General features: G+C 62.1%; 14 protein-coding genes. 7 read left to right on the forward strand and 7 right to left on the reverse strand.

The features are described from left to right. Window positions 1-60 precede the first annotated feature (60 nt). Window positions 61-1,968 (reverse strand): threonine--tRNA ligase, encoded by a 1,908-nt coding sequence (gene thrS / locus ACK2VC_RS04020; RefSeq protein WP_486732310.1) that lies wholly within the window; start codon window positions 1,966-1,968, stop codon window positions 61-63. Between the two features lie 492 nt (window positions 1,969-2,460). Between thrS and ACK2VC_RS04025 the strand changes: the two genes are divergently transcribed. Then, a complete protein-coding gene (locus tag ACK2VC_RS04025) occupies window positions 2,461-2,718 on the forward strand; it encodes a heavy-metal-associated domain-containing protein (protein WP_486732311.1) in 258 nt (85 codons plus the stop codon). 154 nt (window positions 2,719-2,872) lie between these two features. On the opposite strand, the gene ACK2VC_RS04030 is transcribed toward ACK2VC_RS04025, so the two are convergent. Then, window positions 2,873-4,129, reverse strand: coding sequence for an acyl-CoA dehydrogenase family protein (locus ACK2VC_RS04030; RefSeq protein ID WP_486732312.1), 1,257 nt, complete (start codon window positions 4,127-4,129; stop codon window positions 2,873-2,875). Between the two features lie 188 nt (window positions 4,130-4,317). Between ACK2VC_RS04030 and ACK2VC_RS04035 the strand changes: the two genes are divergently transcribed. The 3 genes from ACK2VC_RS04035 (at window position 4,318) to ACK2VC_RS04045 (ending at window position 7,390) form a co-directional block, all read left to right on the forward strand. Beyond that, window positions 4,318-6,594: a nitric-oxide reductase large subunit gene (locus tag ACK2VC_RS04035; RefSeq protein ID WP_486732313.1), complete on the forward strand. Its 2,277-nt coding sequence runs from the start codon at window positions 4,318-4,320 to the stop codon at window positions 6,592-6,594. An 81-nt stretch (window positions 6,595-6,675) separates the two neighbouring features. Next, on the forward strand, window positions 6,676-6,939 hold the full coding sequence (locus ACK2VC_RS04040; protein ID WP_486732314.1) for a DUF2249 domain-containing protein: 264 nt from the start codon (window positions 6,676-6,678) through the stop codon (window positions 6,937-6,939). Window positions 6,940-7,012: 73 nt separating this feature from the next. After that, entirely contained in the window at window positions 7,013-7,390 is a 378-nt protein-coding gene (locus tag ACK2VC_RS04045) for a SirB2 family protein (protein WP_486732315.1), read from the forward strand. 223 nt (window positions 7,391-7,613) lie between these two features. On the opposite strand, the gene ACK2VC_RS04050 is transcribed toward ACK2VC_RS04045, so the two are convergent. The 4 genes from ACK2VC_RS04050 to ubiU are packed head-to-tail and all read right to left on the reverse strand — an operon-like array spanning window position 7,614 to window position 10,554. Continuing rightward, window positions 7,614-8,000 carry a putative zinc-binding protein gene (locus ACK2VC_RS04050; protein ID WP_486732316.1) on the reverse strand — a complete coding sequence of 129 codons (387 nt, stop codon included), beginning with the start codon at window positions 7,998-8,000 and terminating at the stop codon, window positions 7,614-7,616. Window positions 8,001-8,038: 38 nt separating this feature from the next. Beyond that, on the reverse strand, window positions 8,039-8,527 hold the full coding sequence (gene ubiT / locus ACK2VC_RS04055) for a ubiquinone anaerobic biosynthesis accessory factor UbiT (protein WP_486732317.1): 489 nt from the start codon (window positions 8,525-8,527) through the stop codon (window positions 8,039-8,041). A gap of 47 nt (window positions 8,528-8,574) precedes the next feature. Then, window positions 8,575-9,462 (reverse strand): U32 family peptidase, encoded by an 888-nt coding sequence (locus tag ACK2VC_RS04060; RefSeq protein WP_486732318.1) that lies wholly within the window; start codon window positions 9,460-9,462, stop codon window positions 8,575-8,577. A 36-nt stretch (window positions 9,463-9,498) separates the two neighbouring features. Next, entirely contained in the window at window positions 9,499-10,554 is a 1,056-nt protein-coding gene (ubiU, locus tag ACK2VC_RS04065) for a ubiquinone anaerobic biosynthesis protein UbiU (RefSeq protein ID WP_486733164.1), read from the reverse strand. Between the two features lie 257 nt (window positions 10,555-10,811). On the opposite strand from ubiU, the gene ACK2VC_RS04070 reads away from it, so the two are divergent. Both ACK2VC_RS04070 and ACK2VC_RS04075 read left to right on the forward strand, forming a co-directional pair. Next, window positions 10,812-11,036, forward strand: a complete 225-nt coding sequence (locus ACK2VC_RS04070) for a DUF2249 domain-containing protein (protein ID WP_486732319.1) — start codon at window positions 10,812-10,814, stop codon at window positions 11,034-11,036. Further along, window positions 11,033-12,337, forward strand: coding sequence for a hypothetical protein (locus ACK2VC_RS04075; protein WP_486732320.1), 1,305 nt, complete (start codon window positions 11,033-11,035; stop codon window positions 12,335-12,337). The genes ACK2VC_RS04070 and ACK2VC_RS04075 overlap by 4 nt, the downstream gene beginning before the upstream one ends. Here ACK2VC_RS04075 and ACK2VC_RS04080 read toward each other — a convergent pair. Further along, window positions 12,317-12,997 carry a Crp/Fnr family transcriptional regulator gene (locus ACK2VC_RS04080; RefSeq protein ID WP_486732321.1) on the reverse strand — a complete coding sequence of 227 codons (681 nt, stop codon included), beginning with the start codon at window positions 12,995-12,997 and terminating at the stop codon, window positions 12,317-12,319. The two genes, ACK2VC_RS04075 and ACK2VC_RS04080, sit on opposite strands and share 21 nt — an antisense overlap. Before the next feature lie 177 nt (window positions 12,998-13,174). On the opposite strand from ACK2VC_RS04080, the gene ACK2VC_RS04085 reads away from it, so the two are divergent. Next, window positions 13,175-13,567 (forward strand): YbaN family protein, encoded by a 393-nt coding sequence (locus tag ACK2VC_RS04085; protein ID WP_486732322.1) that lies wholly within the window; start codon window positions 13,175-13,177, stop codon window positions 13,565-13,567. The last annotated feature ends 4 nt before the right edge of the window (window positions 13,568-13,571 follow it).

Genomic DNA, 13,571 nt, shown 5'->3' on the forward strand with positions numbered 1-13,571 from the left:
GTAGTTTCCTTTAAAAAATCAAATAATTAAGCCGTGCTTCTGCACGACGGGTTGCCCCGTTCAGGCCCTGGTTTCCACCTCGCTTTTGAGGCGCTCCACCAATGCGTCGACCGGCATGGTTCCCAGATCGACATTGCCCCGCGCACGCACGGCCACTGTATTCGCATCCCGCTCCTTGTCGCCGACGACGACGATGTAAGGCAGCTTCTGAACCGAATGCTCGCGTATTTTATAGGTTATTTTCTCATTGCGCAAATCGGCCTGCACCCTAAACCCTTGTTTTTGCAGGGCTTGTGTTACCTGGCGGGCATACTCGTCCTGCCCCTCGGAGATATTCAGGACCGAAACCTGCACCGGCGCCAGCCAGATCGGCAAGGCGCCGGCATGGTTTTCGATCAGCATGCCGATGAAGCGCTCCAGCGAACCGAGGATCGCCCGGTGCAGCATGACCGGCGTCTTGCGGCTGTTGTCTTCTCCGACATACTCGGCTTCCAGCCGCAGCGGCATCGAGAAATCAACCTGCATCGTGCCGCATTGCCACATGCGGCCGATCGCATCCTTCAATGTGTACTCGATCTTGGGGCCGTAGAAGGCGCCCTCGCCCGGCGAAATTTCGAACGGATGACCGGAACGTTTCAACGATTCGATCAGCGCGTTTTCCGCCTTGTCCCAGGCCTCGTCAGAGCCGACGCGCTTTTCCGGTCGGGTCGCGACCTTGTAGATGACGTCGGTAAAGCCGAAGTCTCGATACACCTTCTGCAGCAGCGCGGTGAAGGCGACGCATTCATCGAGGATCTGGTCTTCGGTGCAGAAAATATGACCGTCGTCCTGGGTAAAACCGCGCACCCGCATCATGCCGTGCAGCGACCCGGATGGCTCGTTGCGATGGCACTGCCCGAATTCGCCGTAGCGCAAGGGCAGTTCGCGATACGAATGCAGGTTGGCGCGGAAAATCTGTACATGGCCGGGGCAATTCATCGGCTTCAGCGCATAGGCGCGGTTTTCCGATTCGGTGGTGAACATGTTTTCTTTGTAGTTCTCCCAATGACCGGATTTTTCCCACAGACTGCGATCGAGAATCTGCGGCGCCTTCACTTCCTGGTAGCCGTTGTCCTGGTACACGCGGCGCATGTATTGCTCGACCTGCTGCCAGATGGTCCAGCCCTTCGGGTGCCAGAAGATCAGACCCGGCGCTTCTTCCTGAAAATGGAATAAATCGAGTTGGCGACCCAGCTTGCGATGGTCGCGCTTCTCCGCTTCTTCCAGCATGTGCAGATACGCTTCCTGTTCCTCTTTTTTGGCCCAGGCGGTGCCGTAGATCCGCTGCAGCATCTCGTTCTTGGCATCGCCGCGCCAGTAGGCGCCGGCCAGCTTCATCAGCTTGAACACTTTCAGCTTGCCGGTGGACGGCACGTGCGGGCCGCGGCAGAGGTCGGTGAATTTCCCTTCGGTGTACAGCGAGACATCCTGGTCGGCCGGGATCGATTCGATGATTTCAGCCTTGTAGGCTTCGCCGATCGATTTGAAATAGGCGACCGCTTCATCCCGCGGCAACACCTTGCGCGTTACCGGCTCGTCTTTTTTCGCCAGTTCCGCCATTTTCTTTTCGATTGCCTGCAAGTCTTCCGGCGTAAACGGGCGCTTGTAGGAAAAATCGTAGTAAAAACCGTTATCGATCACCGGCCCGATCGTCACCTGGGCGTCGGGGAACAATTCCTTGACCGCATAGGCCAGCAGGTGCGCGGTCGAATGGCGCAGCACCTCCAGTCCATCGGCATCCTTGTCAGTGACGATCGCCAGTTCGGCGTCACGTTCGATCAAAAACGAGGTGTCGACCACCTTGCCATCCACCTTGCCGGCCAGCGCGGCCTTGGCCAGACCAGCGCCGATACTAGCCGCCACCTGAGCCACCGTCACCGGCGCCTCGAACTGACGCTGGGAACCATCCGGGAGTCGAATTGAAATCACTTTGCTCTCCAAGTCAGCAGTACGCCGACGCCAAACCATGATTGAAAAAAAATACGGGCGAAAAAAAACGCGGGCCAGCCGCGCTTTTTCAAATTACCTGGACGAAAAAGAACCCGACTAGCGTCGCTGCAACAACATCGTCGTCGTAGTTCGCGGTGTCATAACCAAAATGCCTTTCTCGCTCTTGCCAGGGGTTGTCGCCACGCACTCACCGCCGCAGCTATAAACAGGTGCGAAATCATAGCAGAGAATGGCGACCGCGGACAGCCGCCATGCCTAACAGGCCCAGACGGCGCAGGAGCGCGGTCGATGGAAAACCGGGCACCGCAAGAGCACTGCCGGCGCGGGCACTAGCCTTGCGCACAAAGAATGATTTAAGATACATCAATTATTTTCCAACTGACCCTTGCTATATTCAGTTGGCTTTCGACGGCGCCGCCGCACCACCGCTGCCGCCGGTTTTCTTACCACTCTTTGATCACAAGGAACACCATGCAGACTGAAATTTTGCGTATCACCGGATTGAATGATGCGGCGAACGTCGACCATATCGCCAAGACGCTGGATGCGATCGACGGCGTCGACGATTTCAACATTTCTCTGGCTGGCAGCAGCATCACCGTGCGTTACGACGAACATCGCACCTCGTCCAAGCAATTCCAGACGGCGCTGGTGGAAGCCGGCTATGGCATCGGCGGCGCGCAGAACGCGCATGCGGATGGCAGTTGCTGCGGCAGCTGCGGCGGCTAAAGCTCGCCGGCATCATCACGGATTCCGGTGGAGTATATTGCTTTTCTACATATTCCTCATACGTAATCCACTCTCGATATATGCAGTATCTATCGGGGCCGAGATTTTCTGCGACTCTACCGCCAGCCGCGGCCGGGCTGGCGGCGATGTGCGTTCAACCCGGCGTCCGCTCTGTCGGCATCGACATGTAGCGCGCACTGGCGCCGCGGCGTTCGGCTGCGGCTGCCATTTCCTGGCGCGCCAGCGTGCGCAGATGGACCTCATCCGGGCCGTCGGCGATGCGCAGCAAGCGGCCGCCGGTCCACATCGCGGCCAGCGGCGTGTCGGCGGACAGGCCCATCGCACCGAATACCTGCATCGCCCGATCGCACAACGCGGTCTGCATGCGCGGCACCACTGCCTTGATCATCGAAATTTCGCGCGCTGCCGCCTTGGCCCCCTGCTGGTCGATCAGCCACGCGGTCTTGAATACCAGCAGCCGCGCCTGCTCGATTTCGATGCGCGACAGCGCAATCCAGTCGGCGACCGTGCCGTGCTGGTGCAGATAACGGCCGAAGGCACGCCGTTCGGCCGCGCGCTCGCACATCAGTTCCAGCGCCAGTTCGGCCTGGCCAATCAGCCGCATGCAATGGTGGATGCGCCCCGGCCCGAGGCGCGCCTGGGCGATCGCGAAGCCGGCGCCCTCGGCATGGATCAGGTTGGTGCGCGGCACGCGTACGTTGCGCAAGACAATTTCGCAGTGCCCTTCGGCGGCGACGTGCTGCATGACCGGAATGTTGCGCACTACCTTCAGACCGGGCGCGTCGATCGGCACCAGCAGCATGCTCTGGCGCTGATGCGGCTCGCCGTCGGGGTCGGTGACGCCCATCACGATCGCCAGCTTGCAGTGCGGATGGGCGGCGCCGGTAATGAACCACTTGCGGCCGTTGACGACATAATCGTCGCCGTCGCGCCGGATCAGGGTCTGGATATTGCTGGCGTCGGACGATGCGACATCCGGCTCGCTCATTGCGAAGCAGGAGCGGATCGTGCCCTCCAGCAGCGGCGTCAGCCACTGGCGGCGCTGTTCGGGCGAGCCGAACAGGTGCAGCACTTCCATGTTGCCGGTATCGGGCGCGCTGCAGTTGAAGACTTCCGATGCCCAGGCGACGCGCCCCATGATTTCCGCCAGTGGCGCGTATTCGAGGTTGGACAGGCGCTGTCCGGGTTCGTCGGCGCCCAGAGCGGGTAAAAACAGATTCCACAGACCTTCCGATTTGGCCAGCGCCTTCAGGTCTTCCATGAATGGCGGCACCGCGCCGGCCGCCTCGCATTGCTGCCATTCGCCAATGCGCGGGATCACGTGATCGTCCATGAAATCCTGCAATTGCCGGCGCAAGGCCTGCACCCGCGGCGAGTAGTCGAAATCCATCACGATGCCATCTCCTGGTTGTAAAAATGGAACTGAAAACCTGCTGCGCGGCGCCTCCGGCGGCTCTGCTGCAGCGCATGATAAATTGACCTCTGAATAGATTTCTTTGATATACATCATTTCGCCGAAGACAGCGTTTTCCCTATACTCAAGCCGAAAATTTGAACCACTGAAAAGGGAAAATGATCATGCACGCAACGCGCAAATTATGGACTTGGCTGGCAGTCATCTGCCTGCTGTCCTTCGGCGTTTTGGGATGGGTTGGCACTGAAATTTATCTGGCCGCGCCACCGATACCAAAACAGGTCGTCAGTACCCAGGGTAAGGTGCTGTTCTCGGAAGGGCAAGTACAACGCGGCCAGTCGGCATGGCTGACCGCCGGCGGCCAGCAACTGGGTTCGGTCTGGGGCCATGGCAGCTATCTGGCACCGGACTGGTCGGCCGACTGGCTGCACCGGGAAACCGTTGCCTTGCGTGACATCTGGGCCCGGCGCGATTTCGGCAAGCCATACGAGGAACTTGGCGCCGGCCCCAAGGCCCAGCTCGACGGCTTGGTGAAGGATGAAATGCGGCGCAACACGTATGACGACCAAACCGGCGTCATCACGCTGTCGCCGGCGCGTTTCGCCGCCGCCCAGGAAGTGGCGAAGCATTACATCGACCTGTTCGGCACCGAGCCGGCGCTGGACAAGCTGCGCGAGCAATACGCAATGACCGCTGGCGCGCTGGCCGACCCGGCCGATCTGCAGGCCTTGCCGGCGTTCTTCTTCTGGTCCTCGTGGTCGGCGGCAGCTGACCGCCCCGGCAAGACCGACATGAGCTACACCAGCAACTGGCCGCCGGAACCGGCGGTGGGCAACACCCCGACCGCGGATGCCGGCATCTGGTCGATCGCCAGCATCATCCTGATGATCGGCGCCATCATCGGCATGTTGTTCTATCACTCGCGCCACCAGGAACCGGATGATCCGGCGCCGGCCAAGTCCGACCCGCTGCTGAGCCTGAAGCCGACACCGTCGATGCTGGCCACCAGAAAATACTTCTACGTGGTGATCGGCCTGATGCTGGCGCAAGTCGGGTTCGGCGTCATCACCGCGCACTACGCGGTCGAAGGGCAAAGTTTCTTCGGCATCCCGCTGGGCGAGATCCTGCCGTACACGGTCAGCCGCACGATCCACACCCAGTTCGCCGTGTTGTGGATCGCCACCGCCTGGCTGGCCACCGGCCTGTATATCGCGCCGGCGATTTCCGGCCACGAGCCGAAATACCAGAAGCTCGGCGTCAACGTGCTGTTCTACGCGCTGTTGTTCATCGTGGTCGGCTCGACCGCATTCGGCTGGCTCGGTACCCTTGCCAAATCGGGTACCAACTTCAGCTTCTGGTTCGGCAACCAGGGCCTGGAATTCACCAGCATGGGCCGCTTCTGGCAGTTGCTGCTGTTCGTCGGCCTGCTGTTCTGGGTGACGCTGCTCGGCCGTGGCCTGTGGCCGGCGCTGAAAAAACCGAGCGAAAGCCGCGGCCTGATCGCCATGGTGTTCCTGTCGGCGCTGTGCATCGGCGGCTTCTACGCCACCTCGCTGACCTGGGGCCAACATACCCACTACGCGATGGTCGAGTACTGGCGCTGGTGGCTGGTGCACCTGTGGGTCGAGGGTTTCTTTGAAGTCTTCGCCACTGCGGTCATCGCGCTCTTGTTCACCCGCCTGGGCCTGATCCATGCCAAGACCGCCAATAGCGCGATCGTGCTGGAAACCATCGTGTTCATGTTCGGCGGCATCCTGGGCACGCTGCACCACCTGTACTTCACCGGCACGCCGACTTTCGTGATCGCGATCGGCGCCATGTTCTCGGCGCTGGAAGTGGTGCCGCTGGCCATGATCGGCACCGAAGCCTACAAGAACTACCAGCGCTCGAAGGTCGCCCCCTGGGTGCAGACCTATAAATGGTCGATCCTGTGCTTCATCGCGGTCGGCTTCTGGAACGTGGTCGGTGCCGGCCTGCTCGGCTTCACGATCAACACCCCGATCGCGCTGTACTACCTGCAAGGCCTGAACATGACCGCCGCCCACGGCCATGCCGCCCTGTTTGGCGTCTACGGCATGCTCGGTATCGGTCTGCTGCTGTTCTGCCTGCGCGGAGTCTCGCCGCGCGCGCTGTGGTCGGATCGGCTGCTGGCCCTGACCTTCTGGTCGCTGAATATCGGGCTGGCGATGATGGTCTTCATGTCGCTGGTACCGGCCGGCATCTATCAGGTCTGGGCCAGCATCACCGAAGGCATGTGGTTCGCCCGCTCGCCGGAGGTGATCCACTCGACCTTCATGGAAACCATGGTGTGGCTGCGCGTTCCGGGCGACATCGTGTTCGCCATCGGCATGCTGTTCCTGGCGCTGTTCGCGCTGCGCCTCCTGGGCGGCAAGCGCCAGCCAGAAGCGATCGGCGCGATCGCCAAGGCCCGTGGCGCCTGATGCCCGAGTAGCAAGTACCGGGGCCGGCGCATGCCGGCCCTTTTCCGTAGTTTGACGCAACCTGATTCAAGGAGAATTATCTTGGCACACGATTGTTCCACTCCCGTTATTGCCGAAGGCGTTTACCCGTTCGATGCCCGCGGCGTCGCCAAACGCTTCCGCCACGCCGCAATTTTTGGCGCGCTGGCCGCCCTGCAGCCGGGCGAGACCATGCGTTTTTGCAATGATCATGATCCGCTGCCGCTGCTGGCGCAGATCGAAGGCCACTACGGGCCGCACGTGCAAATCAGCTACGTCTCGCGCCAGCCGGGCGAGATCGTGATCGACTTCCACATCGCGGAGTAAGAACGGGGCGGCGGCGCGACGTATTCGCATAGAATGATTGCTTTACGTACAGCCGCTTCCACCCGGTTTTTCCATGAGCTACCTCGCCCTCAAGCACTTCCACGTCACTTGCGTCGTCCTGAGCGGCGCGCTGTTCCTGCTGCGCGGCGCCTGGATGTTGCGCGAAGCCGGGCAACTACAGCGGCGCTGGGTCAAAATCGCACCGCACATCATCGACACGCTGCTGCTGACCAGCGCGCTGGTGCTGGCATTCTGGAGCGGGCAATACCCTTTGGTGCAGGGCTGGCTGACGGCCAAGGTGGTCGGCCTGGTGCTGTACATCGTGCTGGGGACGATCGCGCTGAAGCGCGGCAAGACCAGGCAGACGCGCGCAATCGCATTCGCCACCGCAGTGCTGGTGTATGCCTACATCGTCGGCGTCGCGCTGACCAAGCAGGTCACGGTTTTTTAGCCGCCGCGGGCCTGAATTCGGCTGTCTGAAGCCGGCATTGGACGATTCGGCATGCGGGCGCCGCATGTCGCAATATACTCCTTTGACAAGCTATTATTTCCGCGGATAAAACAAGGCAAATTTAACGATACTCCAGGTTTTCACGCTGGAAGGATGATGAATTACCCGATCGGCGGCTCCGGTTTGCCGCCGCATCCAGGCCGAACGCCGGCCGTTTGACCGCTTATCCGGCGCCCGCCGCAAGCGGTTCCTTCACCGCCTCGGTAATCAGCGCGATGATTTCCTCGGCCTGCCGCAAATCGAAATCGGCATGGAAGCGTTTCTTGACTCCCTGCTCCCCCAGTTGCCAATGCCGGTCCGGAAACACGTCGTGGCGCTGCAGCGAGCGTCTGGCGCACTCCAGCGCACAGCCATCGATCACGACCATCGGCCGTCCCGACTTGGCCACCTTCAGCAGCGAAGGAACGTCGCCGCCGACCCCGGCGATGCAGGACATCTCGGCCACGCCGCGCCGGTCCAGCTGCACCGCTACATGATTGGCCAGTTGCGCCGCGCTGGAGCAGCCGGAGCAGGAATACACCAGGGGCAGCGACTTTCTTGCATTAGCCATCCGTATCACCTCAAGCGGGAAACCGCGGCGCTGCCGGATTAGCGCGCCGCGTCGCGCGCCGGCCTGGAGCCGGAACGCAGCCGCGCCAGGACGCGCGCCGGTGCCAGGTTGGCACGCTCGAACACCGACAGGTCGATCGCGTCCAGCGTGTTTTTCACCAGCAGGCCGAGTTCGGTATCGCCTTCCATCACCAGCCGCCGGCTGAAGAACAGCGTGTCCGGGTCTTCGCGGCGCTGTGCCAGCAACAGCAGATCGTGGGCGCTGGCGCCGATCGTCAGATCCGCGGCACCGTCATTGGAGATGGCCGAAAACGCCTGCGCGCCCCAAGTGAAATTGAACACCAGGCGCGCATCGAGCACCTTCAGCCGCAGCTTCTTTTGCTGCAGCGGCTGCAACACCCCGGCCTGCAGGTGCGGCGTCAGCACCAGATTCAGGCCGGCGACGAACAAGACCGAGCCGGGATATACCGGCAGCATCGACAACAGCTTCCCGACCGGATCGGGCAATTCATATTGACCTCTACGCATGCGAAACCCCTTGGTTGAAAACATCCGGTGTGGCGGCAACGCTCCGCTTAGGCGGCGACCAGCTCCAGCCCCGGCTTGCCGTGCCAGTAGCCGTTGCAGGGCGCGGCCGGCATCAGGGGCTCGATTTGCGGCAGGGCGTCGGTGCCGCTCATCTGCCGCTTCAGCACGGCATCGAACAAGGCAAGGATTTCGGCGGTGTGTTGCGACTGCGGCGAAATCCGCACCACATCGACTCCCAGTTCGCGCATCGGCTCCAATTGGTCGATCAGGTTGTAGACCAGCGCCGACTGCGTCTGGATGCCGTTCAAGGTCAGGAACGGCTGGCCTTCACGGGTTTCCATCAGCAACCCGTCCGGATATTTCATGCAGACGAACTGGCAGTCGTCTTTCGGCAGATTGTGGTGGCGGGCGGTGAAGCAGCGCGCGGAAAATGCCAGCGGCATGCGGCCGTAGACAAACACCTCGGTCTCCATGCCGGCCGGCCGCTCCTGCTGCAACTGCTCCAAGCCCTCGCGCCCCATTTCCAGCGGCATCACCCAGCGCTTGGCGCCCAGGCCGGCCAGCAATTCGAGCGTGGGTCCGCTGTAGATGTTCAGGAACGGGCCGCCGATGAACGGCCTGTTGTCCATGCAATGGACAGCACCCATGTCGTTGGCCTCGACCATGAAACGGCCGTTGTCGGTGATACGGCGCAAGGTGCCCAGATCGGAACCGGATTCGATCAACACCTGGGTCGCCAGCACCACCTCCTTGCCGGCGGCCTGCAGCCGCTCGCCGATCGCCAGCCAGTCCGCGACGCGCAGTTCGTGGCGGCGCGAACACACGGTCTCGCCCAGATAGACGATGTCCACCGGCGTCGCCGCCATGCTGTCGTAGAAATCGATGGTCGTCTCGCGCGGCCAGTAGTACTGCAACGGACCCAAAGCCAGTTTCACGCTATTGCCTCCTGAATGTCGTTCGATGAACCGGCTTCACTTCCACGGCCGGTGATAGGCGCCCAATGTGTGCTGCTGGCCCTCGGCGACCTTGTCGAGCGCGGTCATCCAGGACGGCTTGATCGAATAGCGCTGGGTCGGGGACAGGCAGTTGTCGATCGCCTCGCGCCACACCTGCGTCACTTGGGCGACATAGGCCGGGCTGCGCTGCCGCCCTTCGATCTTGATCGCGCGCACCCCCATCTTGTGCAACTGCGGCAGGATTTCCAGCGTGTTCAAGCTGGTCGGCTCTTCGATCGCGTAATAATTGCTTTCGCCGGCGACATCGAAGCGGCCCTTGCACAAGGTCGGATAGCCGGCGTTTTCGCCATCGGCGTAGCGGTCGATCAGGACACCGTTCAGGCGCGATTCCAGCCCTTGCGGCGTCTGCTCCCAGCGCACCGCCTTGGCCGGCGAACAGACCCCGGCCGTGTTTGGCGATTCGCCGGTGGCGTACGACGACAGGGCGCAGCGCCCTTCGACCATCACGCATAGGCTGCCGAAGCCGAACACCTCGATTTCCACCGGTGTTTTTCCGGTCACCTGCTCGACCTGCGCCAGCGACAGGACGCGCGGCAGCACCGCGCGGGCGATGCCGAAATGCCGGTGATAGAAATTGATCGCTTCATAGTTGGTGGCCGAACCCTGCACCGACAAATGCAGGCGCAGCTGCGGATGGGTCTTCACCGCGTATTGCATCAGGCCGGGATCGGCCAGGATCACCGCGTGGATTCCTGCCTCGGCAGCACGGTCGATCGCGCGGCGCCAACGCTGCCAGCCGGTTGGCTGCGGATAGGTATTCAAGGCCAGCAGCACCTTGCGCCCGCGCTCCCGGGCATAGCGAAGCCCCTCATGGATCGCCGCATCGTCGAAATTCAGGCCGGCGAAGTTGCGCGCATTGGTCTCGTCGCGAAACCCCAGATAGACGCAATCGGCGCCATGGTCGACCGCTGCCTTCAGCGCCGGCAGGCTGCCTGCGGGGCAAACCAGTTCGATCTGCGGCGCAGAACCGGACGAATCCGAATCCGCGTCCTCGGGATGTGTCAGGAGCATGTTCATGGGCGTGGCCGATATGAGATATACAGTGCGCCATCGGCGCATCCTGTTTGGCGGGGAACGGCGGCCGGGTTCTGGATTGCCGCCATCTGGCGCGGCATGTCCGGCTTCAGCAAGAAACCTAGCATTGCGGCACTATAGCGGCCAGCATGACCGGCAATCCTTAACCTGCATCAAGGATCGCCGGCCATGGACAGCAGATCATCCGGACTCCGGGCGGCTCCTCCCGGCAAAGCAGCACAGTGAAGAGAAATATGGAACAAGACATTACCCTGGACGTGTGCGGCCTGGAGCCGCCGGAGCCGCTCGAACGCGTCCTCGACGCCCTTTCCCGCATGTCGAAGCAACAGCGCTTGCGCATGCTGATCGACCGCGAGCCGCGTCCGCTCTACCGGATCCTGGACAACAACGGCTTTCTGTATCAGGTCACGCCGGCGGCTAATTATCGTTACGAGATACTGATCTGGCACAAGGAATGATTCAACGCGTACTTGCTTTTGAACAGGCGCCCAGTCTGATGACGCCGCTGCGCTTTTTCCTAGCGGCGCCGCTGTTCGTACTGGCCGCAGCCATACTGCTGTTCTGGCAAGGACCGTCGGCGTTGGTCTCGCGCTGGTCGCCGGTAACACTGGCCCTGACTCATCTGCTGACCCTGGGCGCGCTGGCGGGCGCGATGATCGGCGCGCTAATGCAAATCCTGCCGGTCGTGGCCAGCGTTTCCTTGCCGAAGGCAAACACCACCGCAACCGGCGTACACGCGCTGCTGGTGCTCGGCACGGCGGCGCTGGCGGCGGCGTTCTGGCGCAGCCAGCCGATCCTGTTCAAGCTGGCCCTGATCTGCCTGGCGACAGCCTTCGGCTGGCTGCTGGCGGCCTGCGCGATCGGCCTGTGGCGCGCACAGCGGTCGGCGGCCAACGCCACCGTGCGCACGGTGCGGCTGGCGCTGGCCGCGCTGGCAGTGACCGTCATGCTCGGCGCCACGCTGGCCAGCGGTTTCGCCTGGCCGCTACCGTTGCCGCTGTTGCTGCTGACCGACTTGCACGTCGCCTGGGGCTTGCTGGGCTGGGTCGGGCTGCTGGTGGTCGGGGTGGCCTTTCAGGTGATCCCGATGTTTCAGGTCACGCCGGTGTATCCGGACAGCCTGACGCGCTGGCTGGGTCCGGTCCTGCTCGGCCTGCTGCTGTTGTGGTCGGCCGCCGTGCTCCGGTTTCGGGACAGCGGCCATTGGGGCGCCGGCATCGTCGCGCTGCTGCTGTTGATCGGCTATCTCGGCTTCACGCTGACCACGCTGCATCTGCTGAGACAGCGCAAGCGGCCAAAGCCGGATGGCACCACCTGGTTCTGGCGTGCCTCGATGGGTAGCCTGCTGCTGTGCGCTGCGCTGTGGCTGCTGCGATATGGCGACGGCGATCCGCAATTGCCGCTGACGCTGGGGGTCCTGTTCATCGTCGGCTTTGCCTGGTCGGCGATCAACGGCATGCTGTACAAGATCGTGCCGTTCCTGGTCTGGTACCACCTGCAGCACACGGTGGCTCCCGATCGGCGCGCGCCGAGCGTCAAGGAAGTGCTGCCCGACCGCATCGCGCTCCGGCAATTCGTGGCGCACCTGGCGGCACTGCTGCTGCTGACCGGCGCCACCCTGTGGCCGCAAGCGCTGGCTCAGCCGGCGGCGCTGGCGCTGGCGTTGTCGGCCGGCTGGTTGTGGCTGAACCTGCTGCAGGCCACGCGGCTATATCTGCGCGTCAAGCGCAGCGCGGCCTCACCCCTGGTAGTCGCGTAGGCGCTGAACGTCCTGAATCGTGATGTCGCGGCCGTTGACCTCGATCAGCTTTTGCGCCGACAAGTCGTGCAGAATGCGGGAAAAATGTTCCGGCGTCAGGTTCAGCCGGGATGCGATCACGGTCTTGCTGACTTCCAGCCTGAACTGATCGCCGTCCTCCAGATCATCGCTCTTGAGCAGGTAGCCGATCACGCGCTGAGTACCGGAACTGAGCGAATAGGCTTCCACGTCGCAGATCAGGCTGTGAATCCGCCGACTCAAGCCCGCCAGCATCTTGCGCGCAAACTTCGGGTCGCGCTCGATGCCGGAAAATACCGCCGATTTGGTCACGTGCAACAGCAGCGAATCGGCCAGTGCCTGGGCCGAGACGATGTACGGTTTCTCCATGAACATCAGCGCCTCGCCAAAGCTGTGGCCGGGGCCGATGATTTCAATCACCTTTTCGCCGCCTTGCGGAGAGGTGAATGCCAGCTTGACCTGGCCATAGACCACGGTGTGGAAGCCGACGCAGGGGTCGCCGCGGTGGAAGATGATTTCCCCGCGCGCCACTTTCTGCTCGGTGGTGGCCTGGGCGATATCCGCCAGTTCTTCCGGCGCCAGACCGTCGAACAACGGTAGAACCGACAAAAAATCCTGAACCTTGATCTTGCTTGTGGCCATAGATAGGGAAATCAGCAACAATAAGAATGTGATATACCGCGATTGTATGCGACTTCCACGCTGAAAATTCCTGCCCGCGGCCAGCCGGCGCCACAAAAACCGCCGGGCCAGGCGGGTCGATCATCGGTATACACCAGCACGCCGCCGGAGCAAGGATCGCCCGCACACGAGACACGCATGAAAATCACGCTGAATATCATCGGGACCATTGCGGTCATACTCGCCATTCTGGGCGTTTTCCTGCCGCTACTGCCGACCACGCCATTCCTGCTTTTGGCTTCGGCCTGCTACGTGCGGGGATCGACGCGCATGCACCGCTGGCTGCTGGCCAATCGGCTGTTTGGCGAATATTTGCGCAATATCGAGGAAAAACGCGGGATACCGCTGCGGGCCAAGATCGTTGCCCTGATTCTGCTATGGGCGTCGATCCTCTTTTCCGTGCAGACGGTGAAATGGATGGCGCTGAAAATCATGCTGCTGGCGCTCGCCAGCGGAGTCAGCATTTACCTGCTGCGGATGAAGACACTGCGGGTAAATCCCGAGCGCGATCTGAACGGGGACCATTCCTGACGTG

The organism is Herbaspirillum sp. WTB6 (assembly GCF_057457785.1).

What these genes read in the sequence shown, in the direction of transcription:
- ACK2VC_RS04025 (WP_486732311.1), top strand. Translation starts at nt 2,461, where the DNA reads ATGCAGACTGAAATTTTGCGTATCACCGGATTGAATGATGCGGCGAAC.
- ACK2VC_RS04030 (WP_486732312.1), bottom strand. Translation starts at nt 4,129, where the DNA reads ATGGATTTCGACTACTCGCCGCGGGTGCAGGCCTTGCGCCGGCAATTG.
- ACK2VC_RS04035 (WP_486732313.1), top strand. Translation starts at nt 4,318, where the DNA reads ATGCACGCAACGCGCAAATTATGGACTTGGCTGGCAGTCATCTGCCTG.
- ACK2VC_RS04045 (WP_486732315.1), top strand. Translation starts at nt 7,013, where the DNA reads ATGAGCTACCTCGCCCTCAAGCACTTCCACGTCACTTGCGTCGTCCTG.
- ACK2VC_RS04050 (WP_486732316.1), bottom strand. Translation starts at nt 8,000, where the DNA reads ATGGCTAATGCAAGAAAGTCGCTGCCCCTGGTGTATTCCTGCTCCGGC.
- ubiT (WP_486732317.1), bottom strand. Translation starts at nt 8,527, where the DNA reads ATGCGTAGAGGTCAATATGAATTGCCCGATCCGGTCGGGAAGCTGTTG.
- ubiU (WP_486733164.1), bottom strand. Translation starts at nt 10,554, where the DNA reads ATGCTCCTGACACATCCCGAGGACGCGGATTCGGATTCGTCCGGTTCT.
- ACK2VC_RS04070 (WP_486732319.1), top strand. Translation starts at nt 10,812, where the DNA reads ATGGAACAAGACATTACCCTGGACGTGTGCGGCCTGGAGCCGCCGGAG.
- ACK2VC_RS04075 (WP_486732320.1), top strand. Translation starts at nt 11,033, where the DNA reads ATGATTCAACGCGTACTTGCTTTTGAACAGGCGCCCAGTCTGATGACG.
- ACK2VC_RS04080 (WP_486732321.1), bottom strand. Translation starts at nt 12,997, where the DNA reads ATGGCCACAAGCAAGATCAAGGTTCAGGATTTTTTGTCGGTTCTACCG.
- ACK2VC_RS04085 (WP_486732322.1), top strand. Translation starts at nt 13,175, where the DNA reads ATGAAAATCACGCTGAATATCATCGGGACCATTGCGGTCATACTCGCC.